The sequence below is a fragment of the Pseudomonas sp. GV105 genome (assembly GCF_003058185.1).
Lineage (GTDB): Bacteria > Pseudomonadota > Gammaproteobacteria > Pseudomonadales > Pseudomonadaceae > Aquipseudomonas > Aquipseudomonas veronii.
In genome coordinates this window covers 21,367-39,555 of sequence record NZ_QBUF01000014.1, presented here as the reverse complement: position 1 = coordinate 39,555, position 18,189 = coordinate 21,367, and the positions used below count along the sequence as shown (strand labels likewise).

Genomic DNA, 18,189 nt, shown 5'->3' with positions numbered 1-18,189 from the left:
TAGGAAATTTCCCAACCTCGTGTATCACCCACCCCAGCGCGCAGGTCGATTGCCATGGTGCGAAGCTTTCCAGAAAAAATTAACTGGGCCGCTTACAGCCCAGTTTTTTACCGCACACTAATTTTTTTTACATTACGGCATTTCATCAAAGATTTTTTTACACCTCTCAATTACGCCGCAACATCAGGTTCAACTCATCCACCACTTCAGCCCAATCCGCATCCTCCAGAATTTCCTCACGCAAAAACGCTTTCTGGCTATCCGTCCAGAAAAACGCATCGGCCAGTTTCAGGTCCGCCTTGAGCGGTGAGTGCGCGGTGACGAACTGCTCGATGCCGACGGGGTCGTCGGCCAGGCCGAGTTGTTTGAACAGGGAGGGCAAGCTGTGTTCAGGCGATTGCATGATGAGCTCCGGATAGGTGGGTTTATCCGAGTCTAGCCCTCACCCACGGCAGGCGCGAGCTTGCGCTACAGGGTTTGCAACCAGGCCTGCAGTTGTGCGACGCATTGCTGCACGGATAGCTGGCCGGTCTCCAGGACCAGGGCGGCTTGCGGCGGCGGTTCGTAGGGTGAGCCGATGCCGGTGAACCCCGGCAGTTCGCCGCGTCGGGCGCGGGCGTAGTGGCCTTTGGGGTCGCGGCGTTCGCAGATGTCCAGTGCGGCGTTGCACCACACTTCCCGATAGTCCGCGCCCAGGCGTTCGGCGAGTACCGCGCGTAATTCGACCAACGGCGCGATCAGCGCCAGGATCACGATTTGCCCGTTGTCCACCAGCAACGCCGCCAGTTCGGCGGCGCGGCGGATGTTTTCCAGGCGGTCGCCGTCGGCAAACCCCAGGTCTTTGTTCAAGCCGCCACGCAAGGCATCGCCGTCGAGCACGATGCTGTGTCGGCCTTGTTCGAACAACGCCGCCTGCAGCCCTTGGGCCAGGGTCGATTTACCCGACGCCGGCAGGCCAGTCAGCAGGATCGCCACGCCGCGATGACCGTTGCGAGCCTCACGCTGGGCACGCGTGATGCTCGCGGTCGGTGCCACCAGGTTACTTGACGGCGGCACGGGGCACCGGGGCGGCGATGTTGCCGGCGGCCCATGCCGATTCGCGGCCGGCCAGAGCGGTGGCGATGGACTGCACGCGGTCGGAATCGACCTGCTCCGGCAACGGGTCGAGCCCGGCGCTGGCGAAGATCTGGCCGTAGGCGTTGCGCAGGTCGGCGTAGGCCAGGTCGCGGCGCAGGTCGGCTTGCAGGGTATTGAGTTCGCCCTGGATCAGGTCCAGTTCGCCTAGGCCTGCGGCTTGGTGACGGTTGCGCAGTTGGGTGAGGATCTGCCCGTCGATGTCGGCCAGCTGTTCGTTGGTCTTGAACTGGCGCACGGCGTCCTGGAAGTTCGCGTTGGCGACGTAGAGTTGCGCCAGCACCGCGATGGACATGGCCTGGCGCCGTGCGGTGGCGACTTCTTCGCCGGCCTTGGCGACGTCGATGGCCGCCGGGGCGGAGAGCACGTTGAACAGGTTCCAGGTGACCTTGGCGCCGTAGTCGGCCCAGCGGTTGTCCACCAGGAACGAGTTGCTGTCGTAATGCCCACCGGCCGAGAATTCCAGGCCCGGCAGCAGGCGCAGCATGGCCTTGCGGGTTTCGGCGGCGCTGATGCGGGTCTGGTAGTCCTGCTCGCGCAGTTCAGGGCGGTTGGCCAGGGCTTCCTGTTCCAGGCTGGCGAAGTTGACCTTGAGCTGCGGCACGGCGTAGTCGTCCGGCGTGGCCAGCTTGAGGTCGGTGCCCATGGGCAGGTTGATCAGGGTCGACAGTTCAGTCTTGGCCAGGGAGAGCGCGCGGCGCTGTTCCTGCAATTGGCGCGTGGCTTCGATCAGCGAGCGCTGGTAGCCCAGGGCCTGGATCGGGTCGCCGATACGCTGCTCGCTCATGCTTTGGCTGTTGCTCTGGGCCTGGTCGACCCGCGCCATCAGGCTGTCGATCTGGGTCAGCAGGCGTTCGGCCGCGACCGCCCGCCAATAGGCCGAGCGCACGTCCTGGACGATGGTGTTGATCACCTTGCGGCGCCGCTCCTGGACGATCAGGCGTTGGTCGCCTTGCTGTTTGGCACTGATGTAGCTGACGCCAAAGTCGAGGACGTTCCACACCATGGTCAGGTCGGCCACGCGACGGTCGCGGTCCTGGGATGTCGACGGTTCCAGGGACTGGGTGCCGGTGCGAACACTCTGGCTGCTGGAGGCGTTGGTGTTGTTGCGCCCGGCGTAACCGGCGGACAACGCCATGCGCGGCAGCATGTCGAAACTGGCGAGGTCGAGTTGGCGCTTGGCCAGCGCCTCCTCCATGATCTTCAAGCGCCCTTCGAGGTTGTATTTAACCGCCCGGGCCATGGCCTGGTGCAGTGTCAACGGGCCGTTCAATGGCTCCTGATCCGTGTACATACCGTGCAGGTCGCTGCGGGCTCGCTGCTCACTGACACTGCGCTCAATCGGCTCGCTGGTGACCGCACAACCGCTGATCGCCAGCGCCAGCACGCTGGCGCCGAACAACTTATGAACTGTATTCATCCTTGGACTGCCCCTGTTACTGCGCCTTGATTTAAGTGTGTCAGGCCTGCATTTCGCTGATGCCGACCTGTTGCAATGCCTTCGCCAGGTCAATCACCTGACGCTGTTCCACGTCTTTGATCTGCTGCAATTGCTGGCCCAGGGTCGGGGCGCCGAACACGCCCCGCAGGCCTTGCGCTGCGTCACCGCCGCCCTGGATCGCTCGGCTGTCGAACGCCTTGAGGCCACTGTCCCCGCCGCCACTCTCGCGATTGAACAACCCCGACAAGGTGCTTGAACCAAACACCCCGCCATCGCCGCCGCCAAAACCGAGGAAGCCCTGCGCGCCGCCGGTCGCGCCACTGTCGCTGTTGAACACCTGGGCAATGAAGCTGGGCGCCAAGGCACCGTTGCGAATGAAGATGTTACCGATAGGCGGCAAGCCCGCGCCCATCTCGCGCTGTTCGAACAACGCCGGGAAGCCAATGGGTGAACCCAGGTCGCCCACGGGCCGGCCAAACACGATCGGTTGCAGCGGCACATCCGGCGCGCCGGGTGGCGGTGCCGGCTCGGTGACGCGGAACAGCGGGTCGCCGGTCAGGGCAATGGTGTTGATCGCGTAGTTGTTGGAATTGGCATAACCGCTGCCGGCGTTGCCCGTCATGTCATTCACCAGGCCGGTGTCGAGGGTGATGAAGTTGCTCGGGTCGTTGAGGTTGGCCGTCGGTGTGAGGGTCGCGGTCCAGGTTTTGCCGCCGTCGTTGCTGGCCAGGTTGGACAAGGTGCCATTGGCCACGCTGAGGTCATCCAGCGCGAAGCCGCTGACTTTTTCACTGAAGGTAAACGTGACGGTGGTGGTCTGGCCGACGGTCAGGTTCGGGTTGGCAATGGTGATGGTCGCCGTCGGGCGTTCGCCATCGATCACAAAGTTGTTCGAAATCGCAATGCCGCTGCCGGCGTTACCGGCAGCATCGTTGACCTGGCCGGCGTCCAGCACGATCACGTTGGTCGCATCGGTAATCGCCGCCGTCGGGGTCAGGGTGGCGGTCCAGGTTTTGCCGCCATCGTTGCTGGCCAGGTTGGACAGCACGCCGTTGGCCACGCTCAGGTCAGACAGATCGAAACCGCTGACGGCCTCGCTGAAGCCGATGGTGACGGTGGTGGTCTGGCCGATGCCCAGGGTGCCGTTGGCCACCGAAATGGTCGCGGTCGGGCGCTGGGTATCAATCGCATAGTTGTTCGAATCGGTGCTGCCGCTGCCCGCGTTGCCGGCGGCGGTCTGTACGCCGCTGTTGTCCAGGCTGATCAGGTTGCTGGTGTCGGTCACGTCGGCCGTCGGCGTCAGGGTCGCGGTCCAGGTCACGCCGCCGTCGCTGGAGCCCAGGTTGCTCAGCACGCCGTTGGCCACGCTCAGGTCGGCCAGGGTGAAACCGCTGACAGCCTCGGAGAAGGTGATGGTCACCGGGGCGGTCTCGCCGGCCTTGAGGGCGGTGTCGCCGACCACGATAGTCGCCGTCGGCAGCACGGTGTCGATGCTGTAGTTGGCCGAGTCGGTCGTTCCCGTACCGGCGTTGCCGGCCAGGTCGGCAATGCCGGTATTGGCCAGGGTGATCACGTTGCTCGCGGCGCGGATACCCGCCGCCGGTGTGAAGAGAGCCGTCCAGGTGATGCCGCCGTCGCTGCTGCTGACCGCGCTCAGGGTGCCATGGGCGACGTTCAGGTCGCTGTTGTCAAAACCGCTGACGGCTTCCGAGAACGTGACCGTGACCAAGGAGGTTTCGCCGGCACTCAATACAGGGTCGGCCATCACGATGGTCGCCGTTGGCCGCTGGCTGTCGATGGTGTAGTTGTTCGAGTCGGTGGTGCCGCTGTCGCTGTTGCCCGCCAGGTCGGCGATGCCGGTGTTGTCCAGGGTGATCACGTTGCTGGTGTCGGTGATGCCGGACGTCGGGGTGAACGTCGCGGTCCAGGTCACGCCGCCGTCCGCGCTGCTCACGGTGCTCAAAGTGCCGTTGTTGATCGTCAGATCGGCGTTGCTGAGCCCGGTTACCGCCTCCGAGAAGGTGATCACCACCGCTGAGCTGTCACCCACGCCGAGGGCCGGGTTCGCGACCACGATGGTGGCCGTTGGGCGCACGGTGTCGACGGCGTAGTTGTTCGAATCGGTGGTGCCGCTGCCGCTGTTGCCGGAGCCGTTTTGCACACCGCTGTTGTCCAGGGTGATCACGTTGCTGGTGTCGCTGATCGCGCTGCTCGGCGTGAAGGTGGCTCTCCACGTCACGCCGCCGTCGTTGCTGCTGACGGCGGTCAGCGTGCCGTTGGCGATCGTCAGGTCGGCGTTGGTAAAACCGCTGACCGCTTCGGAGAAGGTAATGGTGACCAGCGAGGTGTCGCCGATTTTCAGGGCATTGTCGGCGACGACGATGGTTGCGCTCGGCTGCACCGTGTCGATGGTGAAGTTGCCCGAGTTGGTGACACCGCTGCCGGCGTTGCCGGCCAGGTCGGTGTAGCCGGCGTTGTTCAGGCTGATCAGGTTGGTGGTGTCGCGGACGTTGCCGGTCGGTGTGAAAGTCGCCGTCCAGGTGACGCCGCCATCCGCGCTGCTGACTGTCGAGAGGGTGCCGTTGGGTGCGTTCAGGTCGCTGTTGTCAAAACCGCTGACGGCTTCCGAGAACGTGACCGTGACCAGGGAAGTTTCGCCGGCACTCAACACAGGGTCGGCCATCACGATGGTCGCCGTTGGCCGCTGGCTGTCGATCATATAGGCGTTGGACGACGTGGTGCCAGACCCGACGTTACCGACGCCGTCGACCACGCCGGTGTTATCCAGGACAATGTGATTGTTGTTCTGAGAGACGCCTGCCACAGGCGTCAACGTCGCGGTATAGGTGATGTTGTCGCTGGTGCTCAGGCTGCTCAGGGTGCCATTGTCGGTGGTCAGATCGGCCAGGCTGAACCCGGTCACTGCTTCGCTGAAAGTGATGGTCACCAGCGACGAGCCGCCGATCCCCAGGTGGTCGTTGTTCACCACCACCGTCGCGGTCGGACGTTGGGTGTCGATGGCGTAGTTATTGGAATTGCTGGTGCCGACGCCGACATTACCCGACACCGCCGCCTGGACACCGCTGTTGTCCAGGGTGATCAGGTTGGTGGCGTCGCTGATCGCGCTGCTCGGGGTGAACGTCGCGCCCCAGGTAATGCCGCCGTCGCTGCTGCTGACCGCGCTCAAGGTGCCATTGGTGATCGTCAGGTCGGCATTGCTGAAACCGGTCACGGCCTCGTTGAACGTAATCATCACTTGGGAGGAGTCACCGATTTTCAGAGTCGGGTTGGCCACCACGATGGTCGCCGAAGGCAACACCGTATCGACGGTGTAATTCGCCGAGTTGGTGGTGCTCGCGCCTGCGTTGCCGGACAGGTCGGCGATGCCGGTGTTGGCCAGGGTGATCACGTTGCTCGCGCTGTTGGTGTTCGTTCCTGGGGTGAAGGTCGCGGTCCAGGTGATGCCGCCGTCGGCGCTGCTCAGGCTGCTCAGGCTGCCGTGGCTTGCCGTCAGGTCGGCGAGGGTGAAGCCGGTCACGGCTTCGCTGAAGGTGATCGTCACCAGCGACGTTTCGCCAGCGGTCAGCGCCGGGTCGGCGACCACGATGGTCGCGGTGGGACGCACGGTGTCGATGACGTAGTTATTGGAGTCGCTGGTGCCGGTGCCGGTGTTGCCGCTGGTGTCGCTGTAGGCGGTGTTGTCCAGGGTGATGACGTTGGTGGTGTCGGTGAGGTTCGCACTCGGCGTGAAGGTCGCGGTCCAGGTGATGCCACCGTCGTTGCTGCTCACCGCACTCAGGGTGCCATTGGACACCGTCAGGTCGACATTGGAGAAACCGACCACGGCTTCCGAGAAGGTAATGGTCACCAGCGAGGTCTGGCCAATGCCCAGGGAGTTGCTCGCAACCACCAGGGTCGCGGTCGGACGCACGCCGTCGATGGCCACGTTGTTCGACGTGGTAGTGCCGCTGCCGGCGTTGCCCGCCACGTCCTGGACCCCGGAGTTGTCCAAGGTGATGTGGTTGCTCGCGCTGACGATACTCGCCGTCGGGGTAAAGGTGGCGGTCCAGGTGGTACCACCGTCGTTGCTGCTGACCGCGCTCAGGGTGCCATTGGACACTATCAGGTCGGCGTTGGTGAAACCGGTCACGGCTTCACTGAAGGTGATGGTCACCAGCGAGGTCTGGCCGATGCCCAGGTTGGTGTTGGCGAACACGACAGTCGCGTTCGGCCGCGCGGTGTCGACCGCATAGGTGTTGGAATTGGTGGTGCCACTGCCGGCGTTGCCCGCGCCATCACTGACCGCGGTGTTGTTCAGGGTGATGACATTGCCGGTATGGGAGGCCCCAGGGGTCGCAGTCAGGGTTGCGGTCCACGTGAGACCACCGTCGTTGCTGCCCAAGTTGCTCAGGACGCCGTCGGCGACCGTGAAGGCGCCGACGGTGAGCCCGGTGACCGCCTCGCTGAAGGTGATGGTCACCAGGGACGTGTTACCGCTGATACTCAGTGCGGTATCGGACACCACAATGGTCGAGGTCGGCAGCACCGTGTCGATCGCATAGGTGTTGGACGTGGTCGTGCCGGTACCGGCGTTGGTCGCGGTATCGGTATAGAGGGTGTTGTCCAGGGTAACGACATTGCCGCTGCTGCTGTTGCTGGCGCTTGGTGTCAGGGTCGCGGTCCAGTGGATATTGTCACTGGTGGTCAGGTTGCTCAGGGTGCCGTTGGACGCCGACATGTCAGTAAGGCTGAAACCGCTCACCGCTTCGCTGAAGGTAATGTTCACCGTCGAGTTGACCGTGGTGCTCAACGTCGGCGCAACGACCGTAACGGTCGCGGTTGGGCGCACGGTATCGATGCTGAAGCTGTTGGACGAGGTGGTGCCGGTCCCTGGTGTCCCCGTCGACGTGGCGGTGACGCCGGTATTGTCGAGGACAATCTGGTTGGTGGCGCTGGTCACGCTCGCGCTCGGCGTAAAGGTCGCGGTGTAGGTGATGTTGTCGCTGGTAGTCAGGGTGCCCAGGGTACCGTTGCTGATCGTCAGATCGGCGCTGGTAAAGCCGGTCACGGCCTGGTTGAAGGTAATGGTCACCTGCGAGGTGCTGCCGATGTGCTGCGCGGTGTTGCTGACCACGATGGTCGCGACCGGGGCCGGACTGTAAGCGGTGTTCGCCGTTCCGCCGATATCGTTGAACAGACCGTTGACTGCTGTGGGTTTGCTGCCCGCCGAGGCGTTGGTGGCCAAGCCTCCGTTACCACTGGCACCGGTGTTGGCCGAACCGCCCAGCGCCGCGAAGTTGGCCGCCGTGATCAATACCGTGCCTTTGTTCCAGATGGCACCGACACCCAGGCCACCGTCACCGCCATTCAGAGTAGTGCCGCTGCCGGTAGCCGAACCGCCACCGCCGCCGCCGCCGGCACCGATGTTACCGGTAATCGAGCTGGTGCCGACGATGGTCAGGGTGGCGCCGCTGGCGTTGTAGATACCGCCAGCCGCTCCGCCGCCCTTGCCACCGGCACCATCCCAGCCGGAACCACCCCCGCCGCCGCCGATCGACAAGGCGCCAGAGCTCGCTGTGCCACCCGCGGAGCCGTTGGTATAACCCCCGACACCGGTCGAGCCGGCGCCACCGACGCTCGAACCACCGCGACCGCCCATGGTGTAGGCGCCCCCGCCTGCCCCCCCAAGGTTGGTTGAACCTGCGATACCGGCGTACAGGTTGGCCCCGGAGTTGCCGCCAGTCCCGCCGATGCCGCCGCCCAACGCGCCGCCACCACCACCGCCACCGCTGGCATTACCAACGCCCGCGCCACCACCACCGCCGCCGCCTGAGGCCGCGTTCGCTGTCACGCTGACATTATTCAGGGTCAGGACACCGAAGTTACTTATCCCCGCCCCCAACAAATTGGCTGCGGTGGCACCGCTGCTATTGGCGCTGCCATTGCCGCCGTTGCCAGCCGCTAGACCCTGGGTGATAACCAAGCCGTCCAAGGTCGCGGTGACACCGCTGTTAACCTTGAGCACCTGGGTCTTGTGCTGCCCGCTGAGGGTCACATCAGCAACGCCATCGAGGTTCAGGTCGCCCTCGACGGTCAGGTTCTTGCTGATGACCAGTTGCGAATTCAGGTTGACCGTCATGCTGGAGTTGAAGGTGACGATATCACCCGCCACCGCGCTGCTCAGGGCCGAACGCAGTGAACCGACGCCACTGTCAGCGTTGCTGGTCACGGTAATGGTCGCCAGGCCGTACTGATACGCCGACATCGCCTGGTACGACAACGCCGTATGACTTTCGATGGAGCCGGTGGCGACTTCCAGGGTCCAGTCGCCGCCCAGGCCGGTGCGGTTGGTGGACGCGGCAACATCGCGCCCGGTCAGTTGCGCCAGGGAGTCGACAAAGTTGATGCCTTTGTCGCCAGCGGCGGTGTTGCAGGCGTAGATCAGGATATCGCCGCCCACGTTCATGTCCTGACCGATCTGCGCCAGCACTTCGCTGCGGGCCGCGACGTTGTCGGCAGACAAATAGGTACTGCCCAGCCACAGATCACCGGCATTGCCGTGGGCGATGATCTGCACCGAGCTGACGCCCTGATGGCTGCCCAGGTAATCGGCGATCTGCTGCAGGCCGTCCTTGCTCGCATCCAGTTGCACCACTTGGGTGCCGGGTGCGACGCCTTTGAGCAGCTCGGCGGAATCCTTCACGCGGGCATCGACAAACACCACGCTCTGCCCCGGCACGGCAACCGGTGCGGGGGTGGCGGGCGCGTCGGACTGCGCGTGGCTTTCGCTACCGGTGGCGGCGTGTTCGGTGGTCGTCGGCGCCTTGGCCGCAGCATCTGCGGTGGCGTGGCTGCCGGCCTGGGCCGCATCGGCCACGGTGGCGGCCACTGCGCCGTCGAACAGCATGCGCGGTTCCAGGGACATAATCATCGGCGTCGCCAGGGTGCTGGCATTGGTTGTTGCTGGCCGTGCCTTAAGGTTGTTCCACCACATGCTGCTCACCCGTCGGTCGAATGCTGATTTGCGCAATGAAAAAAACCGCAATCAACTGATCGCGGCATCGGCTTTGGTACGGATCACATTGGCGGCGCTGGAAGTGCCATCACGCCAAAAAGACATATGCGCGAACTGCTCGAAGAGATCGGGCGGCAGGATGGTCCGCCGGGGCTGCAGTTCCACCTTCGGCTTGACCCGATGCAAACCGCTCACGCCGAGGGCGTCGTCGAAGTCCGGCGCGTCGTAGCTCAGGTGCTCGAAATCGTGCTCGAACCAGGGCTCGCCGATAAATTCGTAGACCAGCCGCATGACCCGCTCGGGGGCCTGAGAGAGCAAGTCGTAGTCGACCACCAGCATCGAGTCGGCATGTTCGCCGTAGTACGCCTCTTTGAGCGCCGACCAGGCGTACCCCACCAGGCGATTGCGCTGGCCAAGGGTTTCGACACGGCTGTAGACGGTGTTGCGCTCGACGTCGTCGTTGAACAGCTTGGTGTTTTCGAAGGGGTTGGCGCGGTACACACGCTCGAGGCTGTCCATGATCCACGCCACATTACGCACGCAGGCGATCACCTTGGCCTGGGGGAACAGGTCGTGCAGCGCCGGCATGCGGGCGCACCATTGGCGATTGGTGTCGAACACCACCGGCACAGGGGCGCGGTCGGCGTAATAGGCATCGAACAACCCGCGCAGCAAGCGGCGCCGGGTGTTGGCATCGATGACCGAGCCGAACTCGCTGCCAGCACTGCATTGCCCCAGCACGCCGTTGAACAGAGTGCCCACGGGGCTGCTCATGCCAGCGTGAAAGCGCGGGTTCTGCAAGAGGATCGCAGACAGCAGCGTCGAACCGGAGCGGGGCAAACCGGAGATAAAGTGATACTGCATCCCTTCACCACTTTTGTAGGACAAAAATCCATTTGTATACGAATCGTAACTGATGATTACAAAGTTCACTAGTGGTCAAATGCCACTGTTTTGATATTCCCTTCATTCCAAATGGATATTAGCGGCAGGCCTCTGGCTGCGAAGGCTCTGGGCCGAGGCATAGCACGAATAATCGCGCCCTGGCACCGCCCCCGTCCTGCTGCATTTTTTCACGCCATCCGTCCGGTAGCGGCGCAAAATCGTCCGGTGCTTCGTTGCTGCTGATCAGCCAGACACGCTGGGTATCGGCCGGTAATGCCGACAAACGGTCGAGGTAAATACGCCCGCCGTCCTGATCCACCAGCGTGCCAAAACCATAGGAGTTCGGCCGCGTCGGCGTGCCATCCGGTTTGGGCGGGGTGTAAAGCTGCAATTGGGCGTCGGTCCGGTCGTAATACACGTAGCTGAGGTACCACAGCATGTCGCTGAGGACGATGCGGTCACCTTCCTGGTAGTTGCGATTGACGAACTCCACCGGCACGTTGAACTGATCATCCACATCCACGGTGGCATTGTTCTTCACCCCCAGCAGTTCCACACCGACGCACAGCACGAACAATGCCGCGCCCAGCCATGAAAGACGTCCGGGCAGGCGGTCGATGGCCAGCGCCAGGATGATCGGCAAAGCCAGGGCATAGACGGTGAGGTAACGCTCGATAAACACCGACGAGATAAACGACACCCCGTACACCAGTAGCAACGGCAGCAAGAAAAACAGCGCCAACAGACCGGCCGACCGGTAGCGCGTCTGATCGCGCCAGGCGCAGACGCCGACCACGGCCACCAGCAGCAGCGGGAATGACCAGAACAGCACAGGCGATAAGCCAAGACCCTCGTCCTGCAACATGAACTGCCAGATCATCGACGGCACGGAGAACAGGTTGATCGGCTCTTCCCAGCCGATGTCGCCGCCGACCTTGAGCTGTTCGACATGCTGCACCAGGCCCACCAGGTTCGGCAGCCAAGGCAGGTACACCAGCACGATCGCGACGTTGGCCACCCACCAGGCCGGACGCGTGATCAAGCGCCGACCGGGGGGCTGGGACGCACTCAACAGGCCCAGCCAGGCCCAATGCACCAACACACACAACGCGGTGAAGTAATGGGTATAGAAACCGGCGGCCATCAGCAGCCCATACCCCAGCAGGTAGCGCGTGCGCTCGGGGTGGCGCACCCAATACACCAACGCCAGCGTCGCGCCCAGCAGCCACACGCCGAGCAGCGAGTACATACGCACTTCCTGGCTGTAGCGCACCGCGCTGGGAAACAGCGCCAGCAGCACACCCGCCAGCACGGCGGCACGAAGGGTGGACAACTGCCGCGCAAGGCAGATGCCCAGGCCCACCACGACCACACCGGGAATCGCACTCATGCTGCGAATCGACCAGATGCCGTCGCCGAACAGCTCGATCCAGCCGCGCAGCAAGAAGAAATACAACGGCGGATGCACATCGTGGGCGGCGTGAAACCACAGGTCGGTCGCCGCATATTGGCTGAGCAGCAGGCTCGAGCCTTCGTCGCCCCAGATCGCCGCGGCCGTCAGGCCATAAAAACGCACGGCCAGCGCCAGCGCCAGAATCGGCACCCACCATAACTGGCGCAACCAATTGCCACCGTCACGGGCCTTTGCGAGGCGATTGACAGCAGAAATCACCCCAACTTTGTCGTCTTGCTCTACCACAGACCGTCGCACCCCGATTCCCCCGCCACTGCCCATTTCCAGGGCCAAACCTGCGCATGCGCAAACAAGCGCCACTCTAGGACAAAAGCCCCGGATTCGCTCGTTGTTTCGCAACCGGCAGGCAGCGCTCAAAACCTGCGTCTACGCTCTGCGATGAAGCCGGATCGACTGGCTTTATATCCCCTTGAACAGCTCACACAAGGATGAACGATTCATGGAAGTATTCATCGGCACCATCCAACCTTTCGCCTTTAATTTCGCCCCAAGAAACTGGGCCTTCTGCGCCGGCCAGCTCCTGCCCATCAGCCAATACCAGGCGCTGTACGCGCTGATCGGCACGACATATGGCGGGGACGGCACGCAAACCTTCAAGCTGCCTGACCTGCAAGGTCGCCTGCCCATCGGCCAAGGCAATGGCCCGGGCCTGTCGCAGCGGTTGATCGGCGACGTCGACGGCGTCGAAAGTGTGATGGCCACCCAGGCCAACCTACCCACGCACACCCATAGCACGGCGGCGCTGGCAGTCAGCGCGGCGGTGCAACTGGCCGCCACCGCCAGCAACCCGCTTACAGCGCCGAGCGCCGCCAACGCGTTTATCGGCGCCTCCGGCGGCGGGCCGGGCAGTGCCTCGATCTTTTCCGACCAGCAGGGCGCCAGCCCGGTACCGCTCAAAGGCGTCAGCACGAGCTTGACCGGCACGCTGGCCTTGGCCGGCCAAGGGTTGCCCATGGACACGATGAACCCGTTCCTGGTGATCAACTTCAGCATTGCCCTGAACGGGGTCTTCCCGTCACGCGACTGACCCGCACCCGGGCCGGGGCACTTGGGCCTCGGCCTCTCTGACACGGAGCCGATGTATGTTGAACCTGGTCACCCCCGAGCACTTTCGCCCTCTGCTTGCGCGCACGAGTGTGTTGTACCTGCCGGATGGGTCGGCGCTGCCGATCCAGATCCAACAGGTGACTGATGCGCCCAAAGCCAGCGTACCGGGCAGCCCGCGCACGGCCTTCAGCGTGTTGCTCGACAGCCTGGAGCCGACGGATTTCGTCGACGGCCTCTGCCGTTTGCCGCTGGCGCAGACCTGCCTGGAGCAGGTGTTTGTGTCCCGCGAACCCGCCATGGGCCGCGACAACGCCCGCGGTTATTTCTGCATCGTGTTCAACTGAGACGGGTACCACACCAGCCGCTGCGCGGCGGGCGTCTCTTCCTCCAACCGAAACCCCAGCGCCAGGTAATGCTGGCGCGCATGGGGGTTGCTCGCCCACACCACCGTGGCCACCGGGCAACACACCTGCTGCGCGGCCCGTTGCACGCCGTGCAGTACCGCGCGGCCAAAACCCTGGCCTCGGGCAGCGGGGATAAACGCCAGGTACAGCACACGGATTTCATTCGGGCCGAAATCGGCACTCAGGGCGCCAATGGGCGTGTCGAGTTTTTCGATCACATAATGCAAGGCCCCGGGAAAATGCTCGCCCATGCCGTTTTCCTGCACTTGAAACTGTTGCGCGATCACCGCCTCGACCAGCCCCTGCTCACCGTCGATCCACTGCAAATCGGCACGCGCCGAGCGGTAGAGGCTTTGCAGAAATGGCCCGTCGGTGGGCCGTGACGGGCGCACCACCAGGCCCTGCGCCAAAGCGCCGTCCTTGTTCAACATGCCTTTGCACTCCTGTCAGAATCCGCTTTCCCGCACGCCCAAGGCCGCCGCTCGACGCCAGGCCACGCCCAGCACCGACTCGCTGCGCCCTTGCAACACCACCACGCCGCGCAGCGGTTGATGGGGGGTGGCGATCGGTTGCGCACTGCGCAACCGCACGCCGTACTGCGCCTGCACTGGCGCCGGGCGCTGGTTTTCGTCGCGGCGCACGGCAATCGGCCCGTGGTGGTCGGAGGTCAGGGCTTCCTGGTCCAGATAGGCCACGCCGTTGGCATCGATATCGGTCAGCACCACCGGGATGGCGGCGCGCATCGGGTCATCGGCGATAAAGCGCCCGCTCGCCCCAGGCGTCACCCGCCACAGCTCGGCTTCCGCCAGATACCCGCGCAGGCGCGCGCCCTCCTCGACCACTCGCGCCAGCGCGTCTTTAGGCGACAGCCAGCGGCCCACGCTCAACTGCGGCAGCACGTCGCGCACGGTGCCGGCATGGGGCGCACGCAACAGCAGGCGTTCGCGCTGGGCGGCAAGCCCGCGGTATTCGGCCAGGGCCTGGGACAGGCGCTGATCGTTGATCCCGGCGTCGGCCGCGGTTTCACTGCGTCCGGCCTGGCGACGCATCTGCAACTGCAGGATCTCCACTTCGCGGCGCACGATGCTTTGCCGCGCATCCAAATCCGGCGATTCCAATTCGATCAGCACCTGGCCCTGGGTCACGACTTGCCCATCCACCACCCGCAACTGTTTCACCCGCGCCGCCACCGGCGCGTGCAAGGCACTGGCGCGCCCGGCCTCGAGCATGCTCGGCAACTCCACGGCACTGCGCCACGGCACCACCAGAGCCAGCACGATCAACAGCAGGCCCAGGCCGCTGAGCAGCACCCGCGGCGCATGGGCCTGGCTGCGGCGACTCCACCATTCGCGCCACTCCTTGAAGATCGGCAGGCAGATGAACCACACCAGTTCCACCAGCATCAGGAAGATCCCCAGCAGCTTGAAGAACAGGTGATACACCGCCAGGGCAATCCCCAGGAACAGCGCCGCCCGCCACAACCAGGCCAGGTAACCCCACCACAGCAGGCGCCGTTGCATGTTCGGCGCCCAGGGTTCCGGCGCCGGTTCGCCATAGCCGAACAACCACTCGCGCAGGCGCCAGCGGCAAAGGGCGAAGGCGCGACCTTGCAGGTTGTCGACGCCCCACAAGTCGCTGATCAAAAAATAACCATCGAAACGCATGAACGGGTTGAGGTTGATCGCCAGGGTGGTCAGCCACGTCGCACTGGCCAACATGAACGCCGCCGTGCGCGCCGCGCCGTCCGGCAGCAGCGACCAGGCCAGCAAGGCCACGCAGGCCAGCAACAACTCGGCCATCACCCCACCGGCGCCGATCAGCAATCGCGCACGCCGATCATTGACCCGCCAGGCGTCACTCACATCGGTGTAGAACATCGGCAGCAACACCATGAACGCCACGCCCATGCTTTGCACGCGGCACCCGGCGCGCTTGGCCATGAAGGCATGGCCGAATTCATGGCACAGCTTGGCGAAGAACAGCGCCACGCCAAACGCCAGGGCACCGCCGAGGCTGAACAGGTGCGGGAACGTCGCCAGAAAACGCTGCCAGTCCCGCGCCACCAGAAACACGCCCAGGCCCAGGGTCAGCGGCAAGCCGTAGCGCAACAGCCCCGGCCCGAAGCGCGCCAGCCACGGCCAGGCGCGGTTGAGGAACGCGTCCGGGCGCCACAGCGGGATGCGGAAGAACAAATATTGATGCAGCAGGATTTGCCACAGGCTTTGCTTACGAGCGGCGGCCTTGTAGGCGTAACTGGCACGTTGCTGCGGGTCCAGCGCGGCGATCAGGTCATGGGCGCGCAGGAAACTCAGCAGCTCATCCACTTCACTGGCGCCCAGGGGCAGGCCCGGCTCACGGTTGGCGGCTTGCAGGACGTGTTGCGGGTCGCCCAAGGACCAGTGGCGCAGCAGCCGAATGGCGGTGGCGCCGAGCTTGAAGTAACGCCCGCGCACCGGGTCGGCCAGGGTCCAGCGCGGCGAGCCGTCCAGGGCCGCGCCGGCGCTGGACAGTTGCAGGTCTTCGCGCAGTGGGGGCAGGTTCATCAGAGCCCAACGCTCTGGCGCAAGCCGGCCAATGGCCGACGCAACAGGTACAGGGCCAGGGGCGCGCGCTCACCGAAGAGCTTCGCCGTGCCGCGCAGGCCGATGCGTGGCGGTGCCTCATCGAAGCGCGCATCGAGGCGATAGGCGAGTTGCCCGCCGGGCGTGGGCTGCGCCTCGTAGGCGGCGCGTTGCAAGGTGGCGAGGTGGCGCTGCAACGGGTCGCTGTCGAGGAACAGCGCAACCTGGGCGTCGGGCGCCAATGCGATGGCATCGCCCACCGCCAGTTCGATGCGCAACTCTGCCTGGCCGGGATCGGCGATCTGCAGCAGACGCTCGCCGGTCTGTACCGGTTTGCCGGTCCAGCGTTCGGCGTCGGCAAACACCGCGATACCGTCACGCTCGGCGCGTACTTCGCTGCGCTTGAGCAGTTCGCGGGCATAGTCGCGCTCGGCGCGTTTTTGCTCGACCCGGGCCGCGAGCAGGTCGATACGCGAACTCGATTCGGCATCGGCAAAGGCGCGCTGGGAATTAGCCTTGAGCTCCGCTTCGGCCACGCCCAGGGCACGCGCTGCCACATCGGCCTGGGCCGTGAGGGTGGTGCTTTCGAAGCGCAGCAGCAGGTCGCCGGTTTTCACCGTCTGGTTGGGCTTGACCAGGAACTCGGCGATCACCCCATCCAGCGGCGCCGCTACCACCTGGCCGGCCAACGGCACCACTTCGGCGGGCGCCAGTACCGATTGGCGCACCGGAATCAGCAGCATCAGCAGCAACGCGACCACCACCAGCACCTGGCGTTTGCGGGTCAGGCGCAGGCGCCACGGCTGGCGCGGTTGCAGCGCACGCCAAGCGTGGCTGTAGGTGTCGCCCAACTGCGCCAGCAGCACCTGCTCGGCCGGGTTCCAGGGCGTATCCCGCGCCAGCCACACACCGCCGAACACTCGGCCTTGCGGGTCGATCAAGGGCAACCAGAACACATGGCCGGCGGACAGGCTCTGCCAGTCGGCCTGCAGTTGCGCGCTCAATTGCGCGGCCGGCACTTCCCGGGCGGTCTGGCCCAGCCCGTGTTTGTGCAGTTGGGCCACGGCCTGCTCGACGAAGGCCACGAACGGCGCGTTCGGGTCGACGCTGCTCACCGCCGTCACCGCCCGCACCTTGCCGGCGATCAACAGCGCCGCATGGCGATAGCCGAACAGCGGTTGCCCATCGTTGACCAGGCTGTAGGCCAATTGCTCAGTGCTGTGGGCGGCGCGGGTCTGGCGTTCCAATTCGAGAAACTGCGCGAATACCCGCTCGGCATTGCCCGTCATCGGTGCGTTCATTGCAGTTGTGCAAAGTGCGCGGTGCCGCTCATGCCGGCCATCAACCCACTGGCATTGGGCAAGGTCGCGACCAGCAACAGGGTCTGGCTGCCTTCGTCGATGCGCGCGCCAAGGCGTTTGACGGTGGCGTTGAATGCCTGGCCGGTTTCGTCGGGGGTGAAGCTGAACGTCTGCCCGGGCTTGAGTTTGCCCATCCAGCGCGACGGCACCAGCAGGTGGATCTCCAGGCTGCGGTTGTCGACGATTTCCAGCAGCGGCGCGCCGGCCGAGACGCTTTCATAACGTTGGACTTTGCGCTGCACCACCTGGCCGTCATACGGCGCCAGCACGCTGCAGCGCTTGACCTGCACCTGATAGACCTGGGACTGGGCCTGGGTTTCGGTGAGTTTGGCTTCGGCGCGGGCCACTTCGAACCGGCCGACCGAATTCAGCGCCGCCAGTTGTTTGTTGTGGGCCAGTTCTTCGCCAGCGCCACGGCTGGCGGCCGAGGCGGCATTGAGTTGGGCCTGGTAGGCCGAGCAATCGAAACGCGCCAGGGTGTCGCCTTTCTTGAACGACTCGCCCTCGCTGAACGGCAGTTCGACAATCCGCCCCGACAATTCACTGGCAAGCATCGCCTGGTCACGGGCGCGCAATACACCACGGGCTTCGCTGTCGGCGCTGACGGCCGCTGCGGGCGCGTGGTCCAACAGCGGATCGTCCGCCATGACCATCGGCGCCAGGCTCACCAAGCAGGAAAATCCCAGTACCGATCTACATAACTGCTTCATACATTCGACCTCCCTGACGATGTGCGCAGTCTAGGGCAGCGGAGTTAAATTGCCACTACCCCCAGTCAGACAAATCAGCATTTTTTGTAGGCCTTTGCCGAAGCCTTCGCCGGATCACGTTATGATTGCCGACCTCCAAGGACTCAGGATCAAGGAC

12 protein-coding genes are annotated in these 18,189 nt (G+C 64.4%); 2 read left to right on the top strand and 10 right to left on the bottom strand.

The window, feature by feature from the left end; translation table 11 throughout:
- Nucleotides 1-166 precede the first annotated feature (166 nt).
- The 6 genes from C8K66_RS24330 to C8K66_RS24305 form a co-directional block, all read right to left on the bottom strand.
- Nucleotides 167-403 (bottom strand): DUF2789 domain-containing protein, encoded by a 237-nt coding sequence (locus C8K66_RS24330; protein ID WP_108526155.1) that lies wholly within the window; start codon nucleotides 401-403, stop codon nucleotides 167-169.
- 65 nt (nucleotides 404-468) lie between these two features.
- The gene (gene cysC, locus C8K66_RS24325; protein WP_046385115.1) at nucleotides 469-1,056 is read right to left on the bottom strand and encodes an adenylyl-sulfate kinase; all 588 of its coding nucleotides are present in this window, start codon (nucleotides 1,054-1,056) and stop codon (nucleotides 469-471) included.
- Entirely contained in the window at nucleotides 1,040-2,554 is a 1,515-nt protein-coding gene (locus tag C8K66_RS24320) for a TolC family protein (RefSeq protein ID WP_108526153.1), read from the bottom strand. The genes cysC and C8K66_RS24320 overlap by 17 nt, the downstream gene beginning before the upstream one ends.
- Before the next feature lie 40 nt (nucleotides 2,555-2,594).
- Nucleotides 2,595-9,482, bottom strand: a complete 6,888-nt coding sequence (locus C8K66_RS24315; RefSeq protein ID WP_178087552.1) for an Ig-like domain-containing protein — start codon at nucleotides 9,480-9,482, stop codon at nucleotides 2,595-2,597.
- Nucleotides 9,483-9,620: 138 nt separating this feature from the next.
- Nucleotides 9,621-10,454, bottom strand: coding sequence for a sulfotransferase (locus C8K66_RS24310; protein WP_017845533.1), 834 nt, complete (start codon nucleotides 10,452-10,454; stop codon nucleotides 9,621-9,623).
- Nucleotides 10,455-10,572: 118 nt separating this feature from the next.
- Complete coding sequence (locus C8K66_RS24305) at nucleotides 10,573-12,186, bottom strand: glycosyltransferase family 39 protein (protein ID WP_108526241.1); 1,614 nt, start codon at nucleotides 12,184-12,186, stop codon at nucleotides 10,573-10,575.
- Nucleotides 12,187-12,388: 202 nt separating this feature from the next.
- Here C8K66_RS24305 and C8K66_RS24300 point away from each other — a divergent pair, with 202 nt between their 5' ends.
- Nucleotides 12,389-12,976, top strand: a complete 588-nt coding sequence (locus C8K66_RS24300) for a phage tail protein (protein ID WP_046385118.1) — start codon at nucleotides 12,389-12,391, stop codon at nucleotides 12,974-12,976.
- 55 nt (nucleotides 12,977-13,031) lie between these two features.
- A complete protein-coding gene (locus C8K66_RS24295) occupies nucleotides 13,032-13,340 on the top strand; it encodes a hypothetical protein (RefSeq protein WP_046385119.1) in 309 nt (102 codons plus the stop codon).
- Here the strand turns inward: C8K66_RS24295 and C8K66_RS24290 are convergent.
- Genes C8K66_RS24290 through C8K66_RS24275 form a run of 4 tightly spaced genes read right to left on the bottom strand, consistent with a single transcriptional unit; the run spans nucleotide 13,316 to nucleotide 17,975 of the window.
- Nucleotides 13,316-13,831 (bottom strand): GNAT family N-acetyltransferase, encoded by a 516-nt coding sequence (locus C8K66_RS24290; protein WP_046385120.1) that lies wholly within the window; start codon nucleotides 13,829-13,831, stop codon nucleotides 13,316-13,318. The genes C8K66_RS24295 and C8K66_RS24290 overlap by 25 nt on opposite strands.
- Before the next feature lie 15 nt (nucleotides 13,832-13,846).
- Nucleotides 13,847-15,943, bottom strand: coding sequence for a biotin/lipoyl-binding protein (locus C8K66_RS24285; protein WP_046385121.1), 2,097 nt, complete (start codon nucleotides 15,941-15,943; stop codon nucleotides 13,847-13,849).
- A complete protein-coding gene (locus C8K66_RS24280) occupies nucleotides 15,943-17,262 on the bottom strand; it encodes an efflux RND transporter periplasmic adaptor subunit (protein WP_046385122.1) in 1,320 nt (439 codons plus the stop codon). The genes C8K66_RS24285 and C8K66_RS24280 overlap by 1 nt, the downstream gene beginning before the upstream one ends.
- On the bottom strand, nucleotides 17,259-17,975 hold the full coding sequence (locus C8K66_RS24275) for an efflux RND transporter periplasmic adaptor subunit (RefSeq protein ID WP_231590069.1): 717 nt from the start codon (nucleotides 17,973-17,975) through the stop codon (nucleotides 17,259-17,261). The genes C8K66_RS24280 and C8K66_RS24275 overlap by 4 nt, the downstream gene beginning before the upstream one ends.
- Between the last annotated feature and the right edge of the window lie 214 nt (nucleotides 17,976-18,189).